The organism is Bacillus sp. 2CMS4F (assembly GCF_023161785.1).
GTDB classification, from domain to species: Bacteria; Bacillota; Bacilli; order Bacillales; family Bacillaceae; genus Bacillus; species Bacillus halotolerans.
The window spans coordinates 179,541-197,827 of the sequence record NZ_JALNTO010000003.1 but is presented as its reverse complement, the minus strand read 5'-3'; the positions used below and the strand labels follow the sequence as shown (position 1 = coordinate 197,827).

General features: G+C 45.3%; 21 protein-coding genes and 1 pseudogene. 14 read left to right on the top strand and 8 right to left on the bottom strand.

What is annotated here, in order from left to right:
- Positions 1–12 precede the first annotated feature (12 nt).
- Positions 13–699 carry an ABC transporter permease gene (locus MTN95_RS07720; RefSeq protein WP_202852466.1) on the top strand — a complete coding sequence of 229 codons (687 nt, stop codon included), beginning with the start codon at positions 13–15 and terminating at the stop codon, positions 697–699.
- Positions 700–717: 18 nt separating this feature from the next.
- On the top strand, positions 718–1,413 hold the full coding sequence (locus tag MTN95_RS07715; RefSeq protein WP_105955413.1) for an ABC transporter permease: 696 nt from the start codon (positions 718–720) through the stop codon (positions 1,411–1,413).
- Here the strand turns inward: MTN95_RS07715 and MTN95_RS21595 are convergent.
- Both MTN95_RS21595 and MTN95_RS07705 read right to left on the bottom strand, forming a co-directional pair.
- A pseudogene (locus tag MTN95_RS21595) lies at positions 1,414–1,476 on the bottom strand (hypothetical protein); the annotation flags it as partial.
- Positions 1,448–1,834 (bottom strand): YndM family protein, encoded by a 387-nt coding sequence (locus tag MTN95_RS07705; protein ID WP_105955412.1) that lies wholly within the window; start codon positions 1,832–1,834, stop codon positions 1,448–1,450. The gene MTN95_RS07705 and the pseudogene MTN95_RS21595, both read right to left, overlap by 29 nt.
- A gap of 346 nt (positions 1,835–2,180) precedes the next feature.
- Here MTN95_RS07705 and MTN95_RS07700 point away from each other — a divergent pair, with 346 nt between their 5' ends.
- The 6 genes from MTN95_RS07700 (at position 2,181) to tatC (ending at position 6,495) form a co-directional block, all read left to right on the top strand.
- Positions 2,181–2,609 (top strand): cell wall hydrolase, encoded by a 429-nt coding sequence (locus MTN95_RS07700; RefSeq protein WP_101865304.1) that lies wholly within the window; start codon positions 2,181–2,183, stop codon positions 2,607–2,609.
- 107 nt (positions 2,610–2,716) lie between these two features.
- Positions 2,717–3,448, top strand: a complete 732-nt coding sequence (locus MTN95_RS07695; protein WP_105991800.1) for a vWA domain-containing protein — start codon at positions 2,717–2,719, stop codon at positions 3,446–3,448.
- Positions 3,449–3,526: 78 nt separating this feature from the next.
- A complete protein-coding gene (locus MTN95_RS07690) occupies positions 3,527–3,676 on the top strand; it encodes a hypothetical protein (RefSeq protein ID WP_049809871.1) in 150 nt (49 codons plus the stop codon).
- A gap of 54 nt (positions 3,677–3,730) precedes the next feature.
- A complete protein-coding gene (gene phoD / locus MTN95_RS07685) occupies positions 3,731–5,482 on the top strand; it encodes an alkaline phosphatase D family protein (RefSeq protein ID WP_248337588.1) in 1,752 nt (583 codons plus the stop codon).
- A gap of 13 nt (positions 5,483–5,495) precedes the next feature.
- Positions 5,496–5,708 carry a sec-independent protein translocase protein TatAD gene (gene tatAD, locus MTN95_RS07680; protein ID WP_010332899.1) on the top strand — a complete coding sequence of 71 codons (213 nt, stop codon included), beginning with the start codon at positions 5,496–5,498 and terminating at the stop codon, positions 5,706–5,708.
- Positions 5,709–5,769: 61 nt separating this feature from the next.
- On the top strand, positions 5,770–6,495 hold the full coding sequence (tatC, locus tag MTN95_RS07675; RefSeq protein WP_024120100.1) for a twin-arginine translocase subunit TatC: 726 nt from the start codon (positions 5,770–5,772) through the stop codon (positions 6,493–6,495).
- Here tatC and pcp read toward each other — a convergent pair.
- Positions 6,492–7,139: a pyroglutamyl-peptidase I gene (gene pcp, locus MTN95_RS07670; protein WP_248337585.1), complete on the bottom strand. Its 648-nt coding sequence runs from the start codon at positions 7,137–7,139 to the stop codon at positions 6,492–6,494. The genes tatC and pcp overlap by 4 nt on opposite strands.
- 80 nt (positions 7,140–7,219) lie before the next feature.
- Between pcp and MTN95_RS07665 the strand changes: the two genes are divergently transcribed.
- Entirely contained in the window at positions 7,220–8,335 is a 1,116-nt protein-coding gene (locus MTN95_RS07665; RefSeq protein ID WP_248337583.1) for an aminotransferase class V-fold PLP-dependent enzyme, read from the top strand.
- Between the two features lie 115 nt (positions 8,336–8,450).
- On the opposite strand, the gene lmr(B) is transcribed toward MTN95_RS07665, so the two are convergent.
- Together lmr(B) and lmrA are read right to left on the bottom strand one after the other, a co-directional pair.
- Complete coding sequence (gene lmr(B), locus MTN95_RS07660) at positions 8,451–9,893, bottom strand: lincomycin efflux MFS transporter Lmr(B) (RefSeq protein ID WP_248337708.1); 1,443 nt, start codon at positions 9,891–9,893, stop codon at positions 8,451–8,453.
- A gap of 57 nt (positions 9,894–9,950) precedes the next feature.
- Positions 9,951–10,517, bottom strand: a complete 567-nt coding sequence (gene lmrA, locus MTN95_RS07655) for a transcriptional regulator LmrA (RefSeq protein ID WP_248337581.1) — start codon at positions 10,515–10,517, stop codon at positions 9,951–9,953.
- Positions 10,518–10,734: 217 nt separating this feature from the next.
- Here lmrA and MTN95_RS07650 point away from each other — a divergent pair, with 217 nt between their 5' ends.
- Complete coding sequence (locus tag MTN95_RS07650; RefSeq protein ID WP_248337579.1) at positions 10,735–11,868, top strand: type II asparaginase; 1,134 nt, start codon at positions 10,735–10,737, stop codon at positions 11,866–11,868.
- Positions 11,869–12,038: 170 nt separating this feature from the next.
- Complete coding sequence (gene estA / locus MTN95_RS07645) at positions 12,039–12,677, top strand: lipase EstA (protein ID WP_059292026.1); 639 nt, start codon at positions 12,039–12,041, stop codon at positions 12,675–12,677.
- A gap of 37 nt (positions 12,678–12,714) precedes the next feature.
- Here the strand turns inward: estA and MTN95_RS07640 are convergent, their stop codons facing one another.
- Positions 12,715–13,098: an RDD family protein gene (locus MTN95_RS07640; protein ID WP_059292102.1), complete on the bottom strand. Its 384-nt coding sequence runs from the start codon at positions 13,096–13,098 to the stop codon at positions 12,715–12,717.
- A gap of 236 nt (positions 13,099–13,334) precedes the next feature.
- Between MTN95_RS07640 and MTN95_RS07635 the strand changes: the two genes are divergently transcribed.
- Entirely contained in the window at positions 13,335–14,414 is a 1,080-nt protein-coding gene (locus MTN95_RS07635) for a helix-turn-helix domain-containing protein (protein WP_248337577.1), read from the top strand.
- A 43-nt stretch (positions 14,415–14,457) separates the two neighbouring features.
- Here MTN95_RS07635 and natK read toward each other — a convergent pair whose 3' ends face one another.
- Both natK and natR read right to left on the bottom strand, forming a co-directional pair.
- Entirely contained in the window at positions 14,458–15,414 is a 957-nt protein-coding gene (natK, locus tag MTN95_RS07630) for a two-component system sensor histidine kinase NatK (protein WP_248337575.1), read from the bottom strand.
- Between the two features lie 12 nt (positions 15,415–15,426).
- Entirely contained in the window at positions 15,427–16,128 is a 702-nt protein-coding gene (gene natR / locus MTN95_RS07625; RefSeq protein WP_059292023.1) for a two-component system response regulator NatR, read from the bottom strand.
- A 143-nt stretch (positions 16,129–16,271) separates the two neighbouring features.
- Between natR and natA the strand changes: the two genes are divergently transcribed.
- Positions 16,272–17,012 carry a sodium ABC transporter ATP-binding protein NatA gene (gene natA / locus MTN95_RS07620; protein ID WP_059292022.1) on the top strand — a complete coding sequence of 247 codons (741 nt, stop codon included), beginning with the start codon at positions 16,272–16,274 and terminating at the stop codon, positions 17,010–17,012.
- Entirely contained in the window at positions 17,013–18,173 is a 1,161-nt protein-coding gene (locus MTN95_RS07615; RefSeq protein ID WP_105955400.1) for an ABC transporter permease, read from the top strand. It abuts the gene before it with no gap.
- Positions 18,174–18,287: the final 114 nt, after the last annotated feature.

Here is an 18,287-nt window from a genome sequence, read left to right as displayed (position 1 = left end):
GCGAGACCGTTGCTGAATTTGATCAGAATCGAATTAAGGAAAATGAAGATGGGATGGTATGTAAGAGGAGTCATCATTGCTAACCTGATTATCCTTGGCTTTATGTGGTTGGTCAGTTACATAGAAAAAGCGGAGGGCACTGAATCGTTTCAAAGCATGGATGATGCATTTCTCGTCATTGGCACTTTTGTCAGAGCGGTGTTTATCGTTTTTGGCGCTGTACTGATCGCCAAATTAGTCATATCGGAATATAAAAACAAAACGATTCAAGTGATGTTCACGTACCCGATCAGCCGGAAAAAACTGCTCGCTGCTAAGCTTAGCATCTCAGGCGGGCTGACGTTTATCACCATTTTGGTCTCAAATGCGCTCGTAGCAGCCGCTTTCTATATGCTGAACTCGATCTACCATGTCATTCCGGGAGAATTGAGCGCCGATGTCATTTCTCAGCATTCGGTAAAAATGGCGGTTTTTGCTTTTGGCGCCGCTGGCACCAGTTTAGTTCCCATCTTTTTTGGGATGCGTAAGCACTCTGTCTCGGCAACCATCATTTCATCTGTCGTGCTCGTCATGCTGATGAGTTCAACAAGCCCGGGCCTGTCCATTTCTTCCATTGTATATATTCCATTATCTCTAGCTGCTGTCGGTTTGTTTTTTTCATACATGGCAGTCAGGAAAGCTGACCGGCAAGATGCTTAAATACGGAGTTGAAACAACATGTTGAATTTAATGAAACTTGAATTGAAAAAAATGAAATTAGGCTGGTATTACAGAGGCGCCGTTATTGCAAATCTATGTATTCTCGGATTTATATGCTTGATCGCATCAGAAGAAAAAAAACTCCCGCAGCCGGAGGTGATGACTGATGCGGCATCCACGCTATTTTTGCTTGGAACGTTTGTAAGATCTGTATTTGTTGTTTTCGCCAGTGTGCTGATTGCCAAATTGATTATTAGTGAGTACAAAAATAAAACGATTACCGTCATGTTTACATATCCCATCAGCCGGAAAAAACTGATTGCTGCCAAGCTGCTGATTACAGGCGGACTGACGTTTACCACCATTATGGTGTCTGAAATTGCGCTTTCATTCATCTTTGCGCAAATCAATCAATATTATCAACTTATACCTGAGATGTTATCAGTCCAGACTATCGGGCAAGAGGTCGGCAGTATGGCGATATATGCCGCTTCGGCTGCGTGCTTGAGTTTTATTCCTTTATATTTTGGGATGAGGAAACGCTCTGTTCCGGCTGCTATCATTTCATCGGTTATATTGACGATACTGATCAGCCAGCAAAGCCCCGAGTTATCGCTGGCAACGATTATCTACATTCCGCTTTCTTTAGGTGCGATCGGCATCTTGATAGCGATTTGGTCTGTCCGAAACATAGACCGGGAAGATGCTTTATGATAGAAGGCCGATGCTGTCAGCACCGGCCTTTTGATTATGAATTTGTTCTTGTTTCAAGATAATGCTTTTTGCCAATTTCTTTGCTCATCATATAGAAATGGAAGCAATATTCACCGATGGCCATGGCGATTGCTCCGAATAGAGCCGCCAGCGCAATTTCTCCGCCAGTCATCCCCATAGAAAGCGGCATGCCCATCAGCCAAATCACGAGAAATGCCAAACCGAAATCAGCCAAAGTGGCGATCATATTGTTCCATCGGGGCAATACATAAAGGTCTCCAAGCAAATAAGAAATGACCCCTAACACAACTGTCATCAGCAGCGTATCACCAAACGTGAAACCAAAGCCAAGACCCAGCACCAAATACAAAACAATAATCGTCATAATACCTTTAATCGCGAGCGCTTTCACATGTGTCATGATAAGGTTCCTCCTTCTTTTATCTGATTTGTTATGTATGATTCCTCAAATACGGAAAGTTAAACATTACTTTGTGTTCTTCACAAAGCGTTTTCGGCTATGGGTGGAAAAAGGATGAGGAATTGTTATGAATTTAGGGGTGAATCTGCATCTGCCATGCCGTAGAATCCGGGATTTTACTGGAGATTTCCCTTGACGGCCAGGTGTCCATTTTTCTTCTGCAATTACCGATCTTTATGGTTTGTGACAGTACCGAGAGAATAAATTTTAAAACTTCTTCTGTCCCTCCGTCATCACTCTTTGGGTATTGCAATATGATGAAAGGAGAAAAAGGGGAGGTGACGTGATGGCGGTTGTGAGAGCAACAAGTGCTGATGTCAACTTGATGGCACGGCTGCTCAGAGCGGAAGCGGAAGGTGAAGGAAAGCAGGGGATGCTGCTTGTCGGAAATGTTGGGATTAATCGGCTGAGGGCCAATTGCTCTGATTTTAAAGGCCTCCGCACCATCAGGCAGATGATTTTTCAGCCGCATGCGTTTGAAGCGGTGACTCATGGATACTTTTATCAAAGACCGCGGGAAAGCGAGCGGGCCTTGGCACGCCGGACGATAAACGGGGAGAGGTTCTGGCCGGCAAAATTCAGCTTGTGGTATTTCAAGCCGGAAGGAAACTGCCCGCCGACCTGGTATAACCAGCCGTTTGTAGCCAGATTCAAATCACATTGTTTTTATCAGCCGACGGGCGAAACATGTGAAAATGTATATAACACATTTTAAAGAGAGACGCCGTTCACATCTGAACGGTGTTTTTTCTTTAAAAAGTTATACCAATGGTAAATATTTCTGTGAGATAATCGGATAAAAGAACTACAGGAGATGACAAAATGGCGACAATTGACCTGCAAAAGAAGAGCGTAAAAATCGTACTGGAGAAAAAACAGTTAACCAAGGTGACGGCTCGTGTCGGGCTGGTGCTGGATATTACCGGTTCAATGAGAACGCTGTATAAAAACGGAACGGTTCAAAAAGTGGTGGAGCGGATTTTGGCTGTGGCTGATCAGTTTGATGATAACGGCCTGCTTGATGTATGGGTTTATGATAATGAATTCTCCCGGTTAAAGCCAGTCTCTGAAATCGATTTTTCAGGCTATGTTGATCGCGAAATTTTGAATAATGAACTCTTGCATAAATTCGGGAGAAATGATGAGCCGCCGGTCATAAAAGACGTGTTACATAAATATGTTGTGGAAGAACCGAGTTCATATCCCGCTTTTATCGTTTTTATTAATGATGGAGGGTGTAAAAAATCCATCAAACCCATTATTGAAGCTGCCTCTGATAAACCGGTGTTTTGGCAGTTTGTCGGCATCGGTAACGGCAATTTCGATTTTCTTAATAAACTGGATACGCTAGAAGGGCGTGTTGTTGATAACGCAAACTTCCTGCATATCGAAGACATTGAATGCATCTCTGATGATGAGCTTTATGATGCATTGCTTACTGAATTTCCATTTTGGCTGCAAGAAGTGAAGGAAAAAGGAATTTTAATAGAACAAGAGCCTGAAGCTGCAAAACCGGAAAAGAAGGGCTTTTTCAGCAGATTGTTTTCTAAATAACAGATAGCCTTTCCGAACACTGAGTGATTTTGCAAAATCGCTCGGTGTTTTTGTTTTTTTAAGATCATGTGAAGAAAAATGGGTAAAAAGGGCGGCTTGCAAACGACAGGATATGCAGAAAACACGCCGTTTTGCCAGCTGTCGGCATGTTTCGGCGAAAGGGCTGTGAATGAAGTCCTGTTTCCCATGTTCAGTGCTTACAATCCCTTCACACTTCTTCACAGCTAATTAACAATGGTTTCCTATAATGAAAGCGATCAATGAGAAGAGAGGGGATCTGGAATGGCATATGACAGTCGTTTTGACGAATGGGTAAAGAAATTGAAAGACGAAAGCTTTCAGAATAATACGTTTGACCGCCGCAAATTTATTCAGGGGGCTGGAAAAATTGCGGGGCTTTCTCTTGGGTTAACCATTGCTCAGTCAGTCGGAGCATTTGAAGTAAATGCTGCGCCTAAGTTCTCTAGTTATCCGTTTACGCTCGGCGTCGCTTCAGGAGATCCGCTTTCTGACAGCGTCGTGCTCTGGACGCGTTTGGCGCCAGATCCGCTGAACGACGGGGGGATGCCGAACCAGGCTGTGCCTGTCAAATGGGAAGTGGCAAAGGATGAGAACTTCCGCAAGATCGTAAGAAAGGGCACAGAAATGGCCAAACCGAGTCTCGCCCATTCTGTCCACGTGGAAGCGGACGGGCTTGAGCCGAACAAAGTGTACTACTACCGATTCAAAACCGGACATGAGCTAAGTCCTGTCGGAAAAACAAAAACACTGCCGGCCCCAGGTGCCAATGTGCCGAAAATGACCTTTGCCTTCGCTTCCTGCCAGCAATATGAGCATGGCTATTATACAGCCTACAAGCATATGGCGAAGGAAAAGCTTGATCTTGTCTTCCATCTCGGTGATTACATATATGAGTACGGGCCGAATGAATATGTATCGAAAACAGGCAATGTCCGGACGCACAACAGCGCAGAAATCATTACGCTGCAGGACTATCGAAACCGCCATGCCCAATACCGTTCAGACGCTAATTTAAAAGCGGCGCATGCGGCGTTTCCTTGGGTTGTCACGTGGGATGACCATGAAGTTGAAAATAACTATGCCAATAAAATCCCGGAAAAAGGGCAGTCGGTTGACGCGTTTGTATTGCGGCGTGCGGCGGCGTATCAGGCTTATTATGAGCATATGCCGCTCCGCATCTCCTCTCTGCCGAATGGCCCGGATATGCAGCTGTACCGCCACTTTACGTATGGAAATCTGGCATCATTTAATGTGCTGGATACACGCCAGTACAGAGATGACCAAGCCAATAACGACGGCAATAAGCCGCCTTCTGATGAATCGCTCAATCCGAATCGGACTTTGTTAGGAAAAGAACAGGAGCAATGGCTTTTTAACAATTTGAGCAGCTCGACTGCATATTGGAATGTGCTGGCACAGCAAATCTTCTTTGCGAAGTGGAATTTCGGGACAAGCTCAAGCCCGATCTACAGCATGGATTCATGGGACGGTTATCCGGCTCAGCGCGAACGGGTCGTCAATTACATTAACAGCAAAAATTTAAACAATGTTGTCGTGCTGACAGGAGATGTACACGCAAGCTGGGCATCGAATCTGCATGTCGATTTTAATAAAACAAGCTCAAAAATTTTCGGGGCTGAATTTGTCGGCACCTCCATCACATCCGGAGGAAACGGAGCGGATAAGCGGGCGGATACCGATCAAATTTTAAAGGAAAATCCACATATCAAGTTCTTTAACGATTACCGCGGATATGTCCGCTGTACAGTAACGCCGCACCAGTGGAAAGCTGATTATCGGGTAATGCCATTTGTGACAGAGCCCGGAGCAGCTATTTCCACACGGGCTTCATTCGTCTATCAAAAAGACCAAACCGGATTGAGAAAGGTATCCTCGACAATGGTTCAAGGCGGAGTGAAACAATCCAATGAAGTCGAAGAGGACCGTTTCTTTGAGCACAACAAAGCCCATGAAAAACAAATGATCAAAAAACGGGCAAAAATTACGCATTAAGGAGTGAAACATAATGTTTTCAAACATTGGAATACCAGGCTTGATTCTGATCTTTGTCATCGCCCTCATTATTTTTGGCCCTTCAAAGCTTCCGGAAATCGGGCGAGCCGCCGGTCGGACTCTGCTGGAATTCAAAAGCGCCACAAAATCACTTGTGTCTGGTGATGAAAAAGAAGAAAAATCAGCTGAGCTGTCAGCGGTGAAGCAGGACAAAAACGCAGGCTGAGTGCTGATGAGGCAGACGCATGGTCTGCCTCTTTTTCTCATGAAAGGGAGGGCTTTTTTGAATGGATAAAAAAGAAACTCATCTGATCGGACATTTAGAAGAGCTTCGCCGTCGGATCATCTTCACACTTGCGGCTTTTCTTCTGTTTTTAATTACGGCTTTTTTGTTTGTGGAGGACATTTATGATTGGCTGATCAGAGATTTTGACGGAAAATTAGCTGTTCTCGGACCGAGTGAAATTCTCTGGGTATATATGATGCTTGCCGGCATTTGTGCGATTGCCGCCTCCATCCCCGTTGCCGCCTATCAGCTTTGGCGTTTTGTAGCGCCGGCGCTGACAAAAACGGAGCGCAACGTGACACTGATGTACATACCGGGATTATTCGCCCTGTTTCTGGCCGGCATCTCGTTCGGATATTTTGTGTTGTTTCCGATCGTTCTCGGCTTTTTGACTCATTTGTCTGCCGGCCATTTTGAAACGATGTTTACCGCTGACCGCTATTTCAGGTTTATGGTGAATTTGAGCCTGCCGTTCGGTTTTCTGTTTGAAATGCCCCTTGTGGTGATGTTTTTGACAAGGTTAGGCATCTTAAATCCATACCGGCTGGCCAAAGCGAGAAAGCTGTCCTATTTTCTGCTGATCGTGGTGTCCATATTGATTACCCCGCCAGATTTTATTTCTGATTTTCTCGTGATGATTCCGCTGCTTGTCCTGTTCGAAGTGAGCGTCACACTGTCAGCGTTTGTATACAAAAAGAGACTGACCAGTGAAGCGGCCGCCGCTTAGTGCAGCGCGCCGCCGGGTGACTTCGTATCCTGATCATATTGTGCGGCCGTAACAGCGGCGATCCTCAATGCTTTGACTATCATGTCCAGGCTGAGGCTCGGCGCTGTTTTGTCGATTGTTTGTTCCGGAATGTACGGAATGTGGATAAACCCGCCGTGAATGTGCGGAGACGTACGGTGGATGTGATCCATTAACCCGTAGAACAGATAGTTGCATACAAATGTGCCGGCCGTAAAGGAAACAGCCGCCGGAATGCCGTTTTCCTTCATTTGAGATGTAATGCGTTTAATCGGAAGCCCTGTCCAGTAAGCGGCAGGCCCGCCGGGAGAAATCTCTTCATCAATCGGCTGGTTTCCATCATTATCCGGGATACGCGCGTCTGCAAGGTTGATCGCGACCCGTTCCGGTGTCACCTGCATCCGGCCGCCGGCTTGCCCGACGCAGATCACGATGTCCGGCTGATGTTTATGAATCGCTTGCCGCAAAGTGTCGAGAGCGGTTCTGAACACAGTCGGAATTTGTGCCGAAGCGATGATCACCTGATCCGTTTCAAAGCCATTCAGCCGTTTCACCGCTTCCCACGATGGATTGACAGTTTCTTGATCAAAAGGGTCAAAACCTGTGAAGAGCACTTTTTTTCTCATGGTAACCATCTCCTTTTTTTTATTATTCTATTGTTTATTTCTGGATTTTTCATCAAAATAATAAAAAGGAGTGAATCAGAATGGAACATTTGCCGCAGCAGTACCGACTTCTGTTCCCAACCGTGCAGAGCCGCATCATGCTTGCCAGCTGCTCACAGAGCGCGTTGGCAGAGCCGGTGTCAAAGGCGATACAAGATTATCATGACAGCTTGCTGCATAGAGGGACGAACTGGAATGAAGCGATTGAAAAGACAGAGAGTGCCAGAAACGAGTTTGCGAGACTGGTAGGGGCTGAGCCGGATGAGATTGCGATTGTGCCGTCAGTTTCTGATGCGCTGATTTCCGTGGCATCATCCTTGTCTGCTGTTAAAAAGAAACATGTTGTATACACGGAGATGGATTTTCCGGCGGTGTCTCATATTTGGCAGGCACAATCTGATTATAATGTATCTATGATCCCTTCAATAGACGGTGAGCTGCCGCTCGAACAATATGAAAGGTATATCACGGAAGAGACGGTGCTGACCTGTGTTCCGCACGTTCATTATCGTGACGGCTGCATTCAAGATATAAAAGCCATCGCTGCCATCGCCAAGAGAAAGGGATCGATGGTATTTGTGGATGCATATCAATCTGCCGGGCATATTCCTATTGATGTGAAGGAATGGGGCATAGATATGCTGGCGGCAGGCACCAGAAAGTATATGCTCGGCATACCGGGCATGGCGTTTCTTTATGTGAGAAAAGAGCTGGCGAACGAGCTGAAGCCCAAAGCATCTGCTTGGTTCGGGCGGGAAAACGGGTTTGGGGCGTCGTCTTATGCAGAAGGCGCGAGGCGTTTTCAAACAGGAACCCCTGCTTTTATAAGCGTGTATGCAGCGGCTGCGGCTTTATCGCTGCTGAATCATATCGGAATGTCCCGTATCCGCGATCATATAAAAGCAGTGAGTGCCGATGCGTTTCAATATGCTGCTGAAAAAGGGCTGAAGCTTGCGGGGGCGCCATCAGGACAGCAGCCGGGCATGATTTCCATTCGGGATGAACGGGCATCGGAAACGGCGGCGTTACTAAAGAAGAAAAACGTGATTTGCGCTCCGCGGGACAATGTCATCCGTCTCGCTCCTCACTTTTATAATACGAAGGGCGAACTGCGTTATGCGATTGATGAAATGGCTGCGATTTTATCCGCGCGTTAAAAGCGATCACCTAAAAATAGATGTTCACCTCCTTCGGCGCCGCTCGCGTCTTGCTTGAGTGTGTTGTCCGATATAGGCATAAAAAACCCCCTGACCTCAAGATCAGGGGGTTTTCTTATTGATGATCAACCTTTACTCGCTTTAAAAAGAAAGCGGCAATTAAACCGATAATCGCAACAATCATCGCAAAGACAAATGCATGCTGAACGCCAGCTGTCAATGCTTGCGGAATGACTGCCGGATCGGCTGGATTTTTTACGCTGCTCATGTAGTCATGCTGACCGGCAGCCATGATGCTGACCGCAACAGCTGTCCCGATCGCGCCCGCCATTTGCTGAAGTGTGTTCATAATGGCAGTGCCGTCCGGATAAAACTCACGCGGAAGCTGGTTTAAACCGTTTGTCTGAGCAGGCATCATAATCATGGAGATCCCAATCATCAAGCAGGTATGCAACACGATAATCAGCACTGCTGTTGAAGCTGTCGTGAGATTTGAGAAGAGCCACAGAACAATAGTCACAATCAAAAATCCCGGAATAACAAGCCACTTCGGTCCGTATTTATCAAACAGACGGCCTGTGACAGGTGACATAAATCCGTTTAAAATACCGCCCGGCAAGAGAATAAGTCCTGAGGCAAATGCTGTTAAGACTAAGCCGCCTTGCAGATACATCGGCAGAAGCAGCATGGATGAAAGGATGACCATCATGCAAATAAAGACCATAATGACGCCCAAAATAAACATCGGGTATCTGAATGCACGCAGGTTCATCATCGGCTGCTTCATCGTCAGCTGACGGATTGAAAATAGAATAAGGACGATAACACCGACAATAAGTGAAACGATCACCGTCGGGCTGGACCATCCGCCAGAGCCTTCACCCGCGTTGCTGAATCCAAACACAATGCCGCCGAAGCCGATCGTCGACAGAATAATAGACAGGACATCAATTTTCGGTTTTGTGATATCCGACACATTTTGCATGTACAGGATACCGAAAATGAGCGCAAGCACAAGGAACGGAAGAGAGATCCAGAAAATCCAGTGCCAGTTAAGGTGCTCAAGAACCAACCCGGAAAATGTAGGGCCGATTGCCGGCGCAAACATAATGACAAGTCCGATTGTTCCCATGGCCGCTCCCCGTTTATGGGGCGGGAAAATCACCAAAATCGTATTAAACATGAGCGGTAATAAGAGTCCTGTTCCAAGTGCCTGAACGATTCTCGCCGCTAATAAAAATGAGAAGCTAGGCGCAAGCGCCGCAATCAGGGTGCCTATGATTGAAAAAATCAGTGACACAGTAAAAAGCTGTCTAGTTGTAAACCACTGCAATAGCAGACCTGAAACAGGAACAAGAATACCGAGCACAAGCAAATAGCCTGTTGTTAACCATTGAACGGTTGCTGCTGTAATGTTCAATTCCTTCATAAGATCGGTTAACGCGATATTCAGCGCTGTTTCACTGAACATGCCGATAAAACCGGCCGTCAGCAAAGATATCATAATTGGCATCACTTTATATTGCTGAGATGCTTTAGCTGCTGTTTCCAAATCTATTTCTCCTCTCGTTCATCTGAATGTATTCACTCAGCTTGTAGTAGTATGTCTCTTTTTTTATTTCTTCAACAGAGCGGGAATGCGGCTGGAGATATGAAGAAGCGGTGTGCTGTCTTTTGCCGTTAATGATAAAAGAATGCCGCCTTCAATCATCGCGTTAATGATGATGCTTGATTCCTTGGCATGGCTCTCGCTGTAACCCGACAGCAGCAATTTTTCCTCAAACACAAGGGACCACGCTTTGTAGGCTTCATCACAGGCTTTTCGCAAAGGCTCGCTTTTTAATGATGTCTCTGCCGCAAGCAAGCCGACGGGCAGGCCTTCGATGTCCTCTGTGCATGAGAATTGACAGGAGAGCTCCTTCAGAAAGGCTTGAATGCCTTCTGCGGGATCAGTGCTCACGTCCATGCAATCTGTGATTTTCTGTCGGATGTATTCCTTCATTTCATTCACGGCTTCAATTGCCAGCTGTTCTTTACCGCCGGGAAAGTGGTAGTAAAGAGAGCCTTTAGGTGCACCGCTTTCTTTAATAATCTGGTTCAGTCCCGTGCCGTAATACCCCTGCAGCTGAAAAAGCCGGGTAGCTGCAGAAAGGATTTTCTCACGAGAATCTCCATAGCTCATAACATTCCCACCTTACTGATTGCGATCATAAAATATAGTGACTGGTCTATTATCTTGATTCCCCCATAGATTGTCAAGATAAAGAAACTTGTATAAGAAAATAAAATAAGCATATAAAAAAGCTGAGAGATAACCTGACGCACGTTTTGACTGAATAAATGAAATATTCAATTATTAAAAGACGTAAAGACGTTACCATACAAAAGGAGAGAAAAACATGAAAACACAACGATTCCTCTTACTGACCCTTTTTACCGTACTATTGCTTGCTTTTACCGGATGCTCACAATCTCCTGAAGCAAAAGAATCCCCAAAAGAAAAACCGCAGACACAAAAAGTTTCTTCAGCTTCTGCTTCCAAAAAAAATGATCTTCCAAATATCAAAATACTGGCGACAGGAGGTACGATTGCCGGAGCCGATAAATCAAAAACCTCTACAACTGAATACAAAGCAGGTGTCGTCGGCGTTGAGTCTCTGATCGAAGCGGTGCCAGAGATGAAAGACATTGCGAATGTCAGCGGCGAGCAAGTGGTTAACGTCGGAAGCACAAACATTGATAACAAAACATTGCTGAAGCTCGGAAAACGAGTCAACAAACTGCTTTCTTCAGAAGATGTTGACGGTATTGTCGTGACTCACGGAACAGATACATTAGAAGAAACGGCTTATTTTCTGAACCTCATTGTAAAAAGTGACAAACCGGTTGTTGTTGCCGGTTCGATGAGGCCGTCTACAGCCATCAGTGCTGACGGCCCGTCCAACTTGTACAACGCAGTTAAAGTGGCAGGCGCACCTGACGCAAAAGGGAAAGGGACGCTCGTCGTTCTCAATGACCGCATTGCTTCAGCACGGTACGTTACAAAAACCAACACAACCGCAACAGACACCTTTAAATCAGAAGAAATGGGATACGTCGGAACGATTGCCGATGACATTTATTTTCATAATGAAATGACACACAAGCATACAAAGGATACCGAGTTCTCGATTTCCGGCCTTGATAAACTGCCGCAAGTAGACATTCTGTACGGCTACCAAAATGACGGAAGCTATCTGTTTGATGCGGCTGTGAAAGCCGGAGCAAAAGGCATAGTCTTCGCAGGATCAGGCAACGGATCTTTATCTGACGCAGCCGAAAAAGGAGCAGTCAGGGCGGTCAAAAAAGGCATTACAGTGGTTCGCTCAACCCGTACGGGAAATGGTGTCGTCACACCGAACGGCGACTATGTGAAAAACGGCCTTCTGGCATCAAACTCCTTAAATCCGCAAAAAGCCCGGATATTGTTAATGCTCGCGCTCACCAAAACAGATGATCCCAAAAAAATCCAAGACTATTTTAATGAATATTAAAGAGAAGAAGGCGGAAAAGCCTTCTTTTTTTGCATTTTCGGGATCATAAACAGCTGAAATGTTCTCTCAACCTTAAAATTTCTTCAAAAATAAGTCAAATTTACCCTTTACTTAATTAAATTGGCAAAGTAATATAATTTAAGAATTTGTTACAAAAAAAGGAGGAAATTATGAAACTTTTAAGAAGTAAGTTCATTGCACTTGTAACAATTGTTGCGCTGTCAGTTACATCCATGTTTGCGATGCAGCCGTCAGCGAAAGCCGCTGAACATAATCCGGTGGTGATGGTTCACGGAATTGGCGGAGCTTCTTTTAACTTTGCCGGTATTAAAACTTATTTGGCATCACAAGGCTGGTCACGGGACAAGCTGTATGCTGTAGATTTTTGGGACAAGACAGGCAATAACTTAAACAACGGCCCAGTATTATCACGTTTTGTGCAAAAGGTATTAGATGAAACAGGTGCGAAAAAAGTGGACATTGTCGCTCACAGCATGGGGGGCGCCAACACGCTTTATTACATAAAAAAACTGGACGGCGGTAATAAAATTGAAAACGTCGTAACGCTTGGCGGCGCGAACCGTCTCGTTTCAAACAAGGCTCTTCCGGGAACGGACCCAAATCAAAAGATTTTATATACGTCCATTTACAGCTCGGCGGATTTGATTGTTATGAACTATCTGTCTAACTTAGAAGGGGCAAAAAATGTTCGTATCAACGGTGTCGGACATATCGGCCTTCTGTACAGCAGCCAAGTCAACAGCCTGATTAAAGAAGGGCTGAACGGTGGCGGACAAAATACGAACTAATGAGAAACATAACCTTGAAGAATCCGATTCTTCAAGGTTATTCTGCTTTCAGCACAATTGTTTTCGCAGCCATATCATGAACGGCTTGTTTTTTCTTTGTAAATGCAGCTGTCAAATAAATAAGGCGGGAAAACACATGCACCCACGCTATCATGTAACGGACAATGGCCTGTGGGAGGGAGATTTTCTCGTGTGTTTCATCTCTCACGATTTGCAGCCCGATGATTTTTTTGCCCAGCGTACCCTTCCAATTTGTCAGCGGCATCAGCAAAGGATACACAAGCAGCATCAATATGGCGACAGCAATGACGCCAGCGGACCCGTCGCCAAACATAAATCCGGATGCTAAAATCACTGCGGCCGCAATGATCACGTCAAGCACAAGAGCGCAGGCGCGCAGCATAAAACCAGCTAGTTCCAACATAAACACTTCCTTAAAAATTTTAGATAAATACCTAACAATTGTAAAAAAGAAGGGCCTAAAGTGGGAATAGGTTATAAGTCTTACATCACAAAAGTTGATGAAAAAGCCATAGGTAAATTTACATAATGAACCAGGCTGTCACATTACCAAATTCTTTTTTAGCCCGAAACCAAGCCCTCAGAAGTTATTTTTGTTAAAATAGAAAAGTTACAACAGAATTCGGAGGGTTTATTGTGGGAAAAGTGAAAAGAAATGCCCCTTGCCCATGCGGCAGCGGTAAGAAATATAAAAAATGCTGCGGAAATAAAGTTGTCGACTTCCCGACAGAATTAGCGGCAAAAGAAGCAAAACAAATTCAGGAAGACTTAGTGGAGTATGCCTTCACAGTACATAGAGAAAGCATTTCAGGTTTTATCAACCAGCATGATTTTCTTTCTACTATGGACAGGCAGACAAAGGACATCAGTGTGTTTAATTTAGGAATATGGGGAATCTTCTTCCACCCGCTCGCTGGTGACAAAACGATCTTTGAAGAGTACCTTCAGAAAAAAGGCGATACGATCACCCGCCCGAAAACACGTGAGATCGTTGAATCTTGGAAGAGCATGACGCCTGCTTTATTGCTGCTGAAGGATATGAAAGAAGCAGTTATTCATTTTGAAGATGTCATTACGAAAAAACAATTCGACGTGGAAATGGACGTCACAAGTCAAGACCTCCCTCCAGTGGGAAGCTTGATTCTCGGCTATCCGATTCACGAAGCGGAAAAAGCGGAATTCTTCATGCAGTTCACAATCTTCCCAGTGAAGAGAACGGAAGAGCTGATCAGCAAGGTGAAAACATATGCGGATGCTGCAGTGAAAAACGGCAAAACGCCGGAGGACTTCATGAAGCAGGAGTTCAACAACGTACTTTTCGCGCTGTTAGCTGAAAAAGATGAACAGCCGCAGCAAGCGGAGCCTGTTCAAGAAAGCAGCGTTGAGTGGGCAAATGACATGGAGAAAGAAACAGCCGCGGCGATCGAAAAAGGCATGAGCGGAGATGAATATCCGAATGAGCTGATTCCGGCAGTCATTGACATTTGGAAATCGTTCTGCGAGAAAAAATCACCTGTCATCAGAAAGCCGGAAGCTTTTGCGGCGGCAGTTGAATATTATGTAAATGCAATCTCTCTTAACGGCGCAACCGTTTCCCAAGCCAAACTGGCGAAAAAATACGGCGTAAGCGCATCAACGATTTCAAGCCGCTACAAAGAAATTGAAAGCACGCTGCAAGATGAAGCGGATCGCTTTGCACAATCTTTAACATCTTAATGACGAACCAAAAACCTTGAAAAGCCAAGCTTTTCAAGGTTTTTTATTTTTGGAACGGAATTTTGATTTCTAATCGGAAGACAGGATGGCGATATGTGAAATCAAGCTTGCCAAAAGCTTGGTTCACCAGCTTTTGGATCACATAAGTGCCGATTCCTTCATGAGTGCCGCTTTTCGTCGTATGGCCGAATGACTGATACAGTGTATCGAGCACTTTCGGTTCCATGCCGGGTGTCGTATTTTCACAAATCAGCACATAAAGTCCGCTTCGCAGTGATGTCTCCAGCTTGATCTCCGCTTTCTCAGGGGCCTCTGCAGCGCTGTCTAGCGCATTTTCTAATATGTTGCCGGCCAGGCTGACCTGATCAGCGGGAGAGAAAGGGAGGGAAGAAAGCGGTGTATGCAAATGCAGTGAAACGTTCACATTCGAAGCGTTTGCTTTTTCCAGAAAGTCATACAGCACCCCTGCAATGTACGCACTCTCTCCTTTCAAAAACCGGTCATATTGACTGTACTGGCCCGCCCAATGTTTTATGTATGTTTGTGTGTCCGGATCTGACTGCGCCGAGCTGAGCGCTGTGATATGCTTCATTGTATCGTGATTCCGGCTCCTCACATCCATCAGCATTCGATTGGCGTGCTGTTCAGCCTGAGTCAGCCGATCAATTTGTTCAAAAAGCTTTGTCAGCGAGCGGCACAGCCCGATGCGGAGCCATTCACACGTTGCGAATATCACAATCACAAGCAGCAGCGCCAATCCAGAGGGGGCGATCAGCAAAAACGCCGCCGACAGAATGTGAATCACGGCGATACATGAATAGAGCTGAAGCGGACAGCGATCCCGCAGAGGCTTCGTTTTCCATATGTATAAAACCGCTGCCGCCGCGCCTAAAGCAGCGGCGAGCCAAGAAATGGCTGTGCTGTGCGATAGAATGGCAGCCGACTGATAAAATAGGAAACTGAATAAAAACAAATAAAGACATTGAAACAGAGTTATCACAACCTGCGCTCCTCAAAAATAATAGTTTTGAAAATAATCAAGCTGCTGCTTGGTAATCATCGCTTTTTTAGATGTTCCCTCGAACGAAACCGTAAACGAATGCTTCGTATAAGCGGAAAAATGCTTAATGTAATGAATGTTGATAATAAAGGAGCGGTGCGAACGAAGAAAATCCTTCTCCGGCAGATCGCCTTTAATATCGTTTAATGTTTGATACGTTTGCACTTCTTCAGCTGTTGTCACAATCGTCGTCGACCGTCCTGTGCGTTCGGCGAAAATGATATCCTTCTTTTGCAGCACATGCATTTTAGATTTTTGTTTAATCAAAATCCGCCCGTTCAAGCTCGTTTCCGTTTTCTTTTTGAAATAACGTTCGAAGGAAGAGCTGAGACGATCGGCGTGGTACGGCTTCATAATATAGTCGTGGACGTTCAGGTCAAATGCGTGAACCGCATAGCCGCTGTTGCCGGTGACGAACATCACATCCACATCCAGCGAATGAGATCTGATTAAATCCGCCAGCTCGTAGCCTGACATGTGAGGCATCTCAATATCGGCAAGCAGAAGATCAATGTCCCCGTTCTTCACCCGGCTGTAAGCTTCCTCCGCCGAATCGGTGGCAAAGACAATTTCGACATCCTGCATTCTGGACACGATTGCTTCCAGCTTCTCTAAATCTACTCGATAATCATCGACTAGTCCGACTTTTACCATTATCATTCCCCTAGTTAAATAGAATCATCTTTATTTTATCCCATTTCGCGACATAAAAAGAACTCTTCGCGACAACTTTATCCAACAAATCCAGCTTTTCGTATATAGTCATTACTAGAAATAACGAAAAGGGAGATTGTGACATGATTACACTGACGGATTGCAGCCGCAGGTTTACAGATAAGAAAAAAGTAGTCAAAGCTGTGCGTGATGTAAGCTTAACGATTCAAAAAGGAGAAGTCGTCGGCATTCTCGGAGAAAACGGAGCCGGCAAAACAACGATGCTGAGAATGATCGCGACCCTGCTTGAACCGACACAGGGCACGATCGCAGTAGACGGCTTTGACACGGCCAAGCAGCCGGCGGAGGTCAAGAAACGAATCGGCGTCTTATTCGGAGGAGAAACAGGACTCTATGACCGGATGACTGCAAAAGAAAATTTACAGTACTTTGGTCGGCTGTACGGGCTGAACCGCCACGAAATCAAAGCGAGAATTGAAGATTTATCAAAACGGTTCGGCATGCGTGATTATATGGACCGGAGAGTGGGCGGGTTTTCAAAAGGAATGAGGCAGAAAGTCGCCATTGCCAGGGCGCTGATTCACGATCCGGATATCATTTTATTTGACGAGCCGACGACAGGACTAGATATTACGTCAAGCAATATCTTCCGTGAATTTATTCAGCAGCTGAAAAGAGAACACAAAACCATCCTGTTCTCCAGCCACATTATGGAGGAGGTACAGGCGCTCTGTGACAGTGTCATTATGATGCACAGCGGAGAGGTCATTTACAGAGGAGCACTTGAAACACTATACGAGAGCGAACGCAGCGACGATTTGAACTACATCTTTATGTCTAAGCTGGTCAGGGGGATTTCATAAATGGTAGGACAGATTTATAAAAAAGAGATGATCGACGCATTACGGGACAGAAAAACAATTTTACTGACGATCTTGGTTCCGATGATTACGATGCTGGGCCTTGTGTTTTTCTACGAAAGCATGCTGTCGGACAAAGGGGAGCAGTATACGATCGCTGTCGGCCAGTCCCTGCCGTCTGAGCTGGAACATAAGCTGAATGCGATTGACGAAATCAGTGTAAAGACATTCGCAAAACCTGAACAGGCGGTCGATGACGGCAAAGCGGATGTGTATCTGAATGTCCCGAAAGAGTTTGATTCTTATATCACCAGTATGACATCTTTTGAGGTTGACGTTTACGGCAGCTCGGTCGATCAAGGTTCATCAAATGCTATGCAGCTTGTGCAATCTGCCTTAGAGCAGTACAAAAATGAAATTGTGCAAGAACGTTTAACGAGTAAACATATTGACCACTCGGTGATCCAGCCGTTTTCGGTTCAGCAAAAAGAAGCAGATGAAGAGCAAGGCGTTTCCGCGATCATGCTTTCCGCCATTCTTCCGATGCTGCTTTTAACATCAATCGTTTCAGGTGCCATGCCGATTGCTTTAGATATTATTGCCGGAGAAAAGGACCGGAAATCCATAGAAGCGCTGCTGTTAACCCCGGTCAGCAGAAACAAAGTGTTAGTCGGCAAGTGGCTTGCGGTTTCTACCTTCGGGATAGCCTCTGGCGTATTGTCACTGATCTTTCTGATTCTGTGCACCGTCTTATTTACGGAAAAGTTAAGAACAGCCTTTCAGCTGGGAGATCATTTATGGGTCATTATCGGAGCGTCAGCCTTGATCATCGTGCTTTCTGCAATGCTGATCGCCGCAATGGAGCTTATGATCAGCATCATTTCCGGCACGGTAAAAGAAGCGCAGAGCTATATGTCTCTTGTCGTCTTTCTCCCTATATTCCCGATGTTTTTCATCTTCAATAAGGCGCCGAATCAAATCGATCTATCCTACTTTTTCATCCCATTCTTAAACCTGCACGCCTTATTTAAACAGCTGTTATTCGGGATGATAAATCCGGCTGCCATTCTATACACGTGCGGAACCATCGTCGTGCTCATCGTCATTTTCTTTTTACTGGCCAGAGCCTGCTTCTTAAAAGACAAATGGGTTCTGCCAAAATAAACTTGCAAAAGGAGAAATACACTTTCTCCTTTTTGTGTATGCTGAAAAAAGAAGGAAAATAGAAAAAGGATATCTAATACAGAAAGTGGAACCTGCGCTATTTTTCATCAAATC

Coding starts and splice junctions, on each gene's coding strand:
- MTN95_RS07715 (WP_105955413.1), top strand. CDS start 718: ATGTTGAATTTAATGAAACTTGAATTGAAAAAAATGAAATTAGGCTGG.
- MTN95_RS07705 (WP_105955412.1), bottom strand. CDS start 1,834: ATGACACATGTGAAAGCGCTCGCGATTAAAGGTATTATGACGATTATT.
- MTN95_RS07700 (WP_101865304.1), top strand. CDS start 2,181: ATGGCGGTTGTGAGAGCAACAAGTGCTGATGTCAACTTGATGGCACGG.
- MTN95_RS07695 (WP_105991800.1), top strand. CDS start 2,717: ATGGCGACAATTGACCTGCAAAAGAAGAGCGTAAAAATCGTACTGGAG.
- MTN95_RS07690 (WP_049809871.1), top strand. CDS start 3,527: ATGGGTAAAAAGGGCGGCTTGCAAACGACAGGATATGCAGAAAACACG.
- phoD (WP_248337588.1), top strand. CDS start 3,731: ATGGCATATGACAGTCGTTTTGACGAATGGGTAAAGAAATTGAAAGAC.
- tatAD (WP_010332899.1), top strand. CDS start 5,496: ATGTTTTCAAACATTGGAATACCAGGCTTGATTCTGATCTTTGTCATC.
- tatC (WP_024120100.1), top strand. CDS start 5,770: ATGGATAAAAAAGAAACTCATCTGATCGGACATTTAGAAGAGCTTCGC.
- pcp (WP_248337585.1), bottom strand. CDS start 7,139: ATGAGAAAAAAAGTGCTCTTCACAGGTTTTGACCCTTTTGATCAAGAA.
- MTN95_RS07665 (WP_248337583.1), top strand. CDS start 7,220: ATGGAACATTTGCCGCAGCAGTACCGACTTCTGTTCCCAACCGTGCAG.
- lmrA (WP_248337581.1), bottom strand. CDS start 10,517: ATGAGCTATGGAGATTCTCGTGAGAAAATCCTTTCTGCAGCTACCCGG.
- MTN95_RS07650 (WP_248337579.1), top strand. CDS start 10,735: ATGAAAACACAACGATTCCTCTTACTGACCCTTTTTACCGTACTATTG.
- estA (WP_059292026.1), top strand. CDS start 12,039: ATGAAACTTTTAAGAAGTAAGTTCATTGCACTTGTAACAATTGTTGCG.
- natR (WP_059292023.1), bottom strand. CDS start 16,128: ATGGTAAAAGTCGGACTAGTCGATGATTATCGAGTAGATTTAGAGAAG.
- natA (WP_059292022.1), top strand. CDS start 16,272: ATGATTACACTGACGGATTGCAGCCGCAGGTTTACAGATAAGAAAAAA.
- MTN95_RS07615 (WP_105955400.1), top strand. CDS start 17,013: ATGGTAGGACAGATTTATAAAAAAGAGATGATCGACGCATTACGGGAC.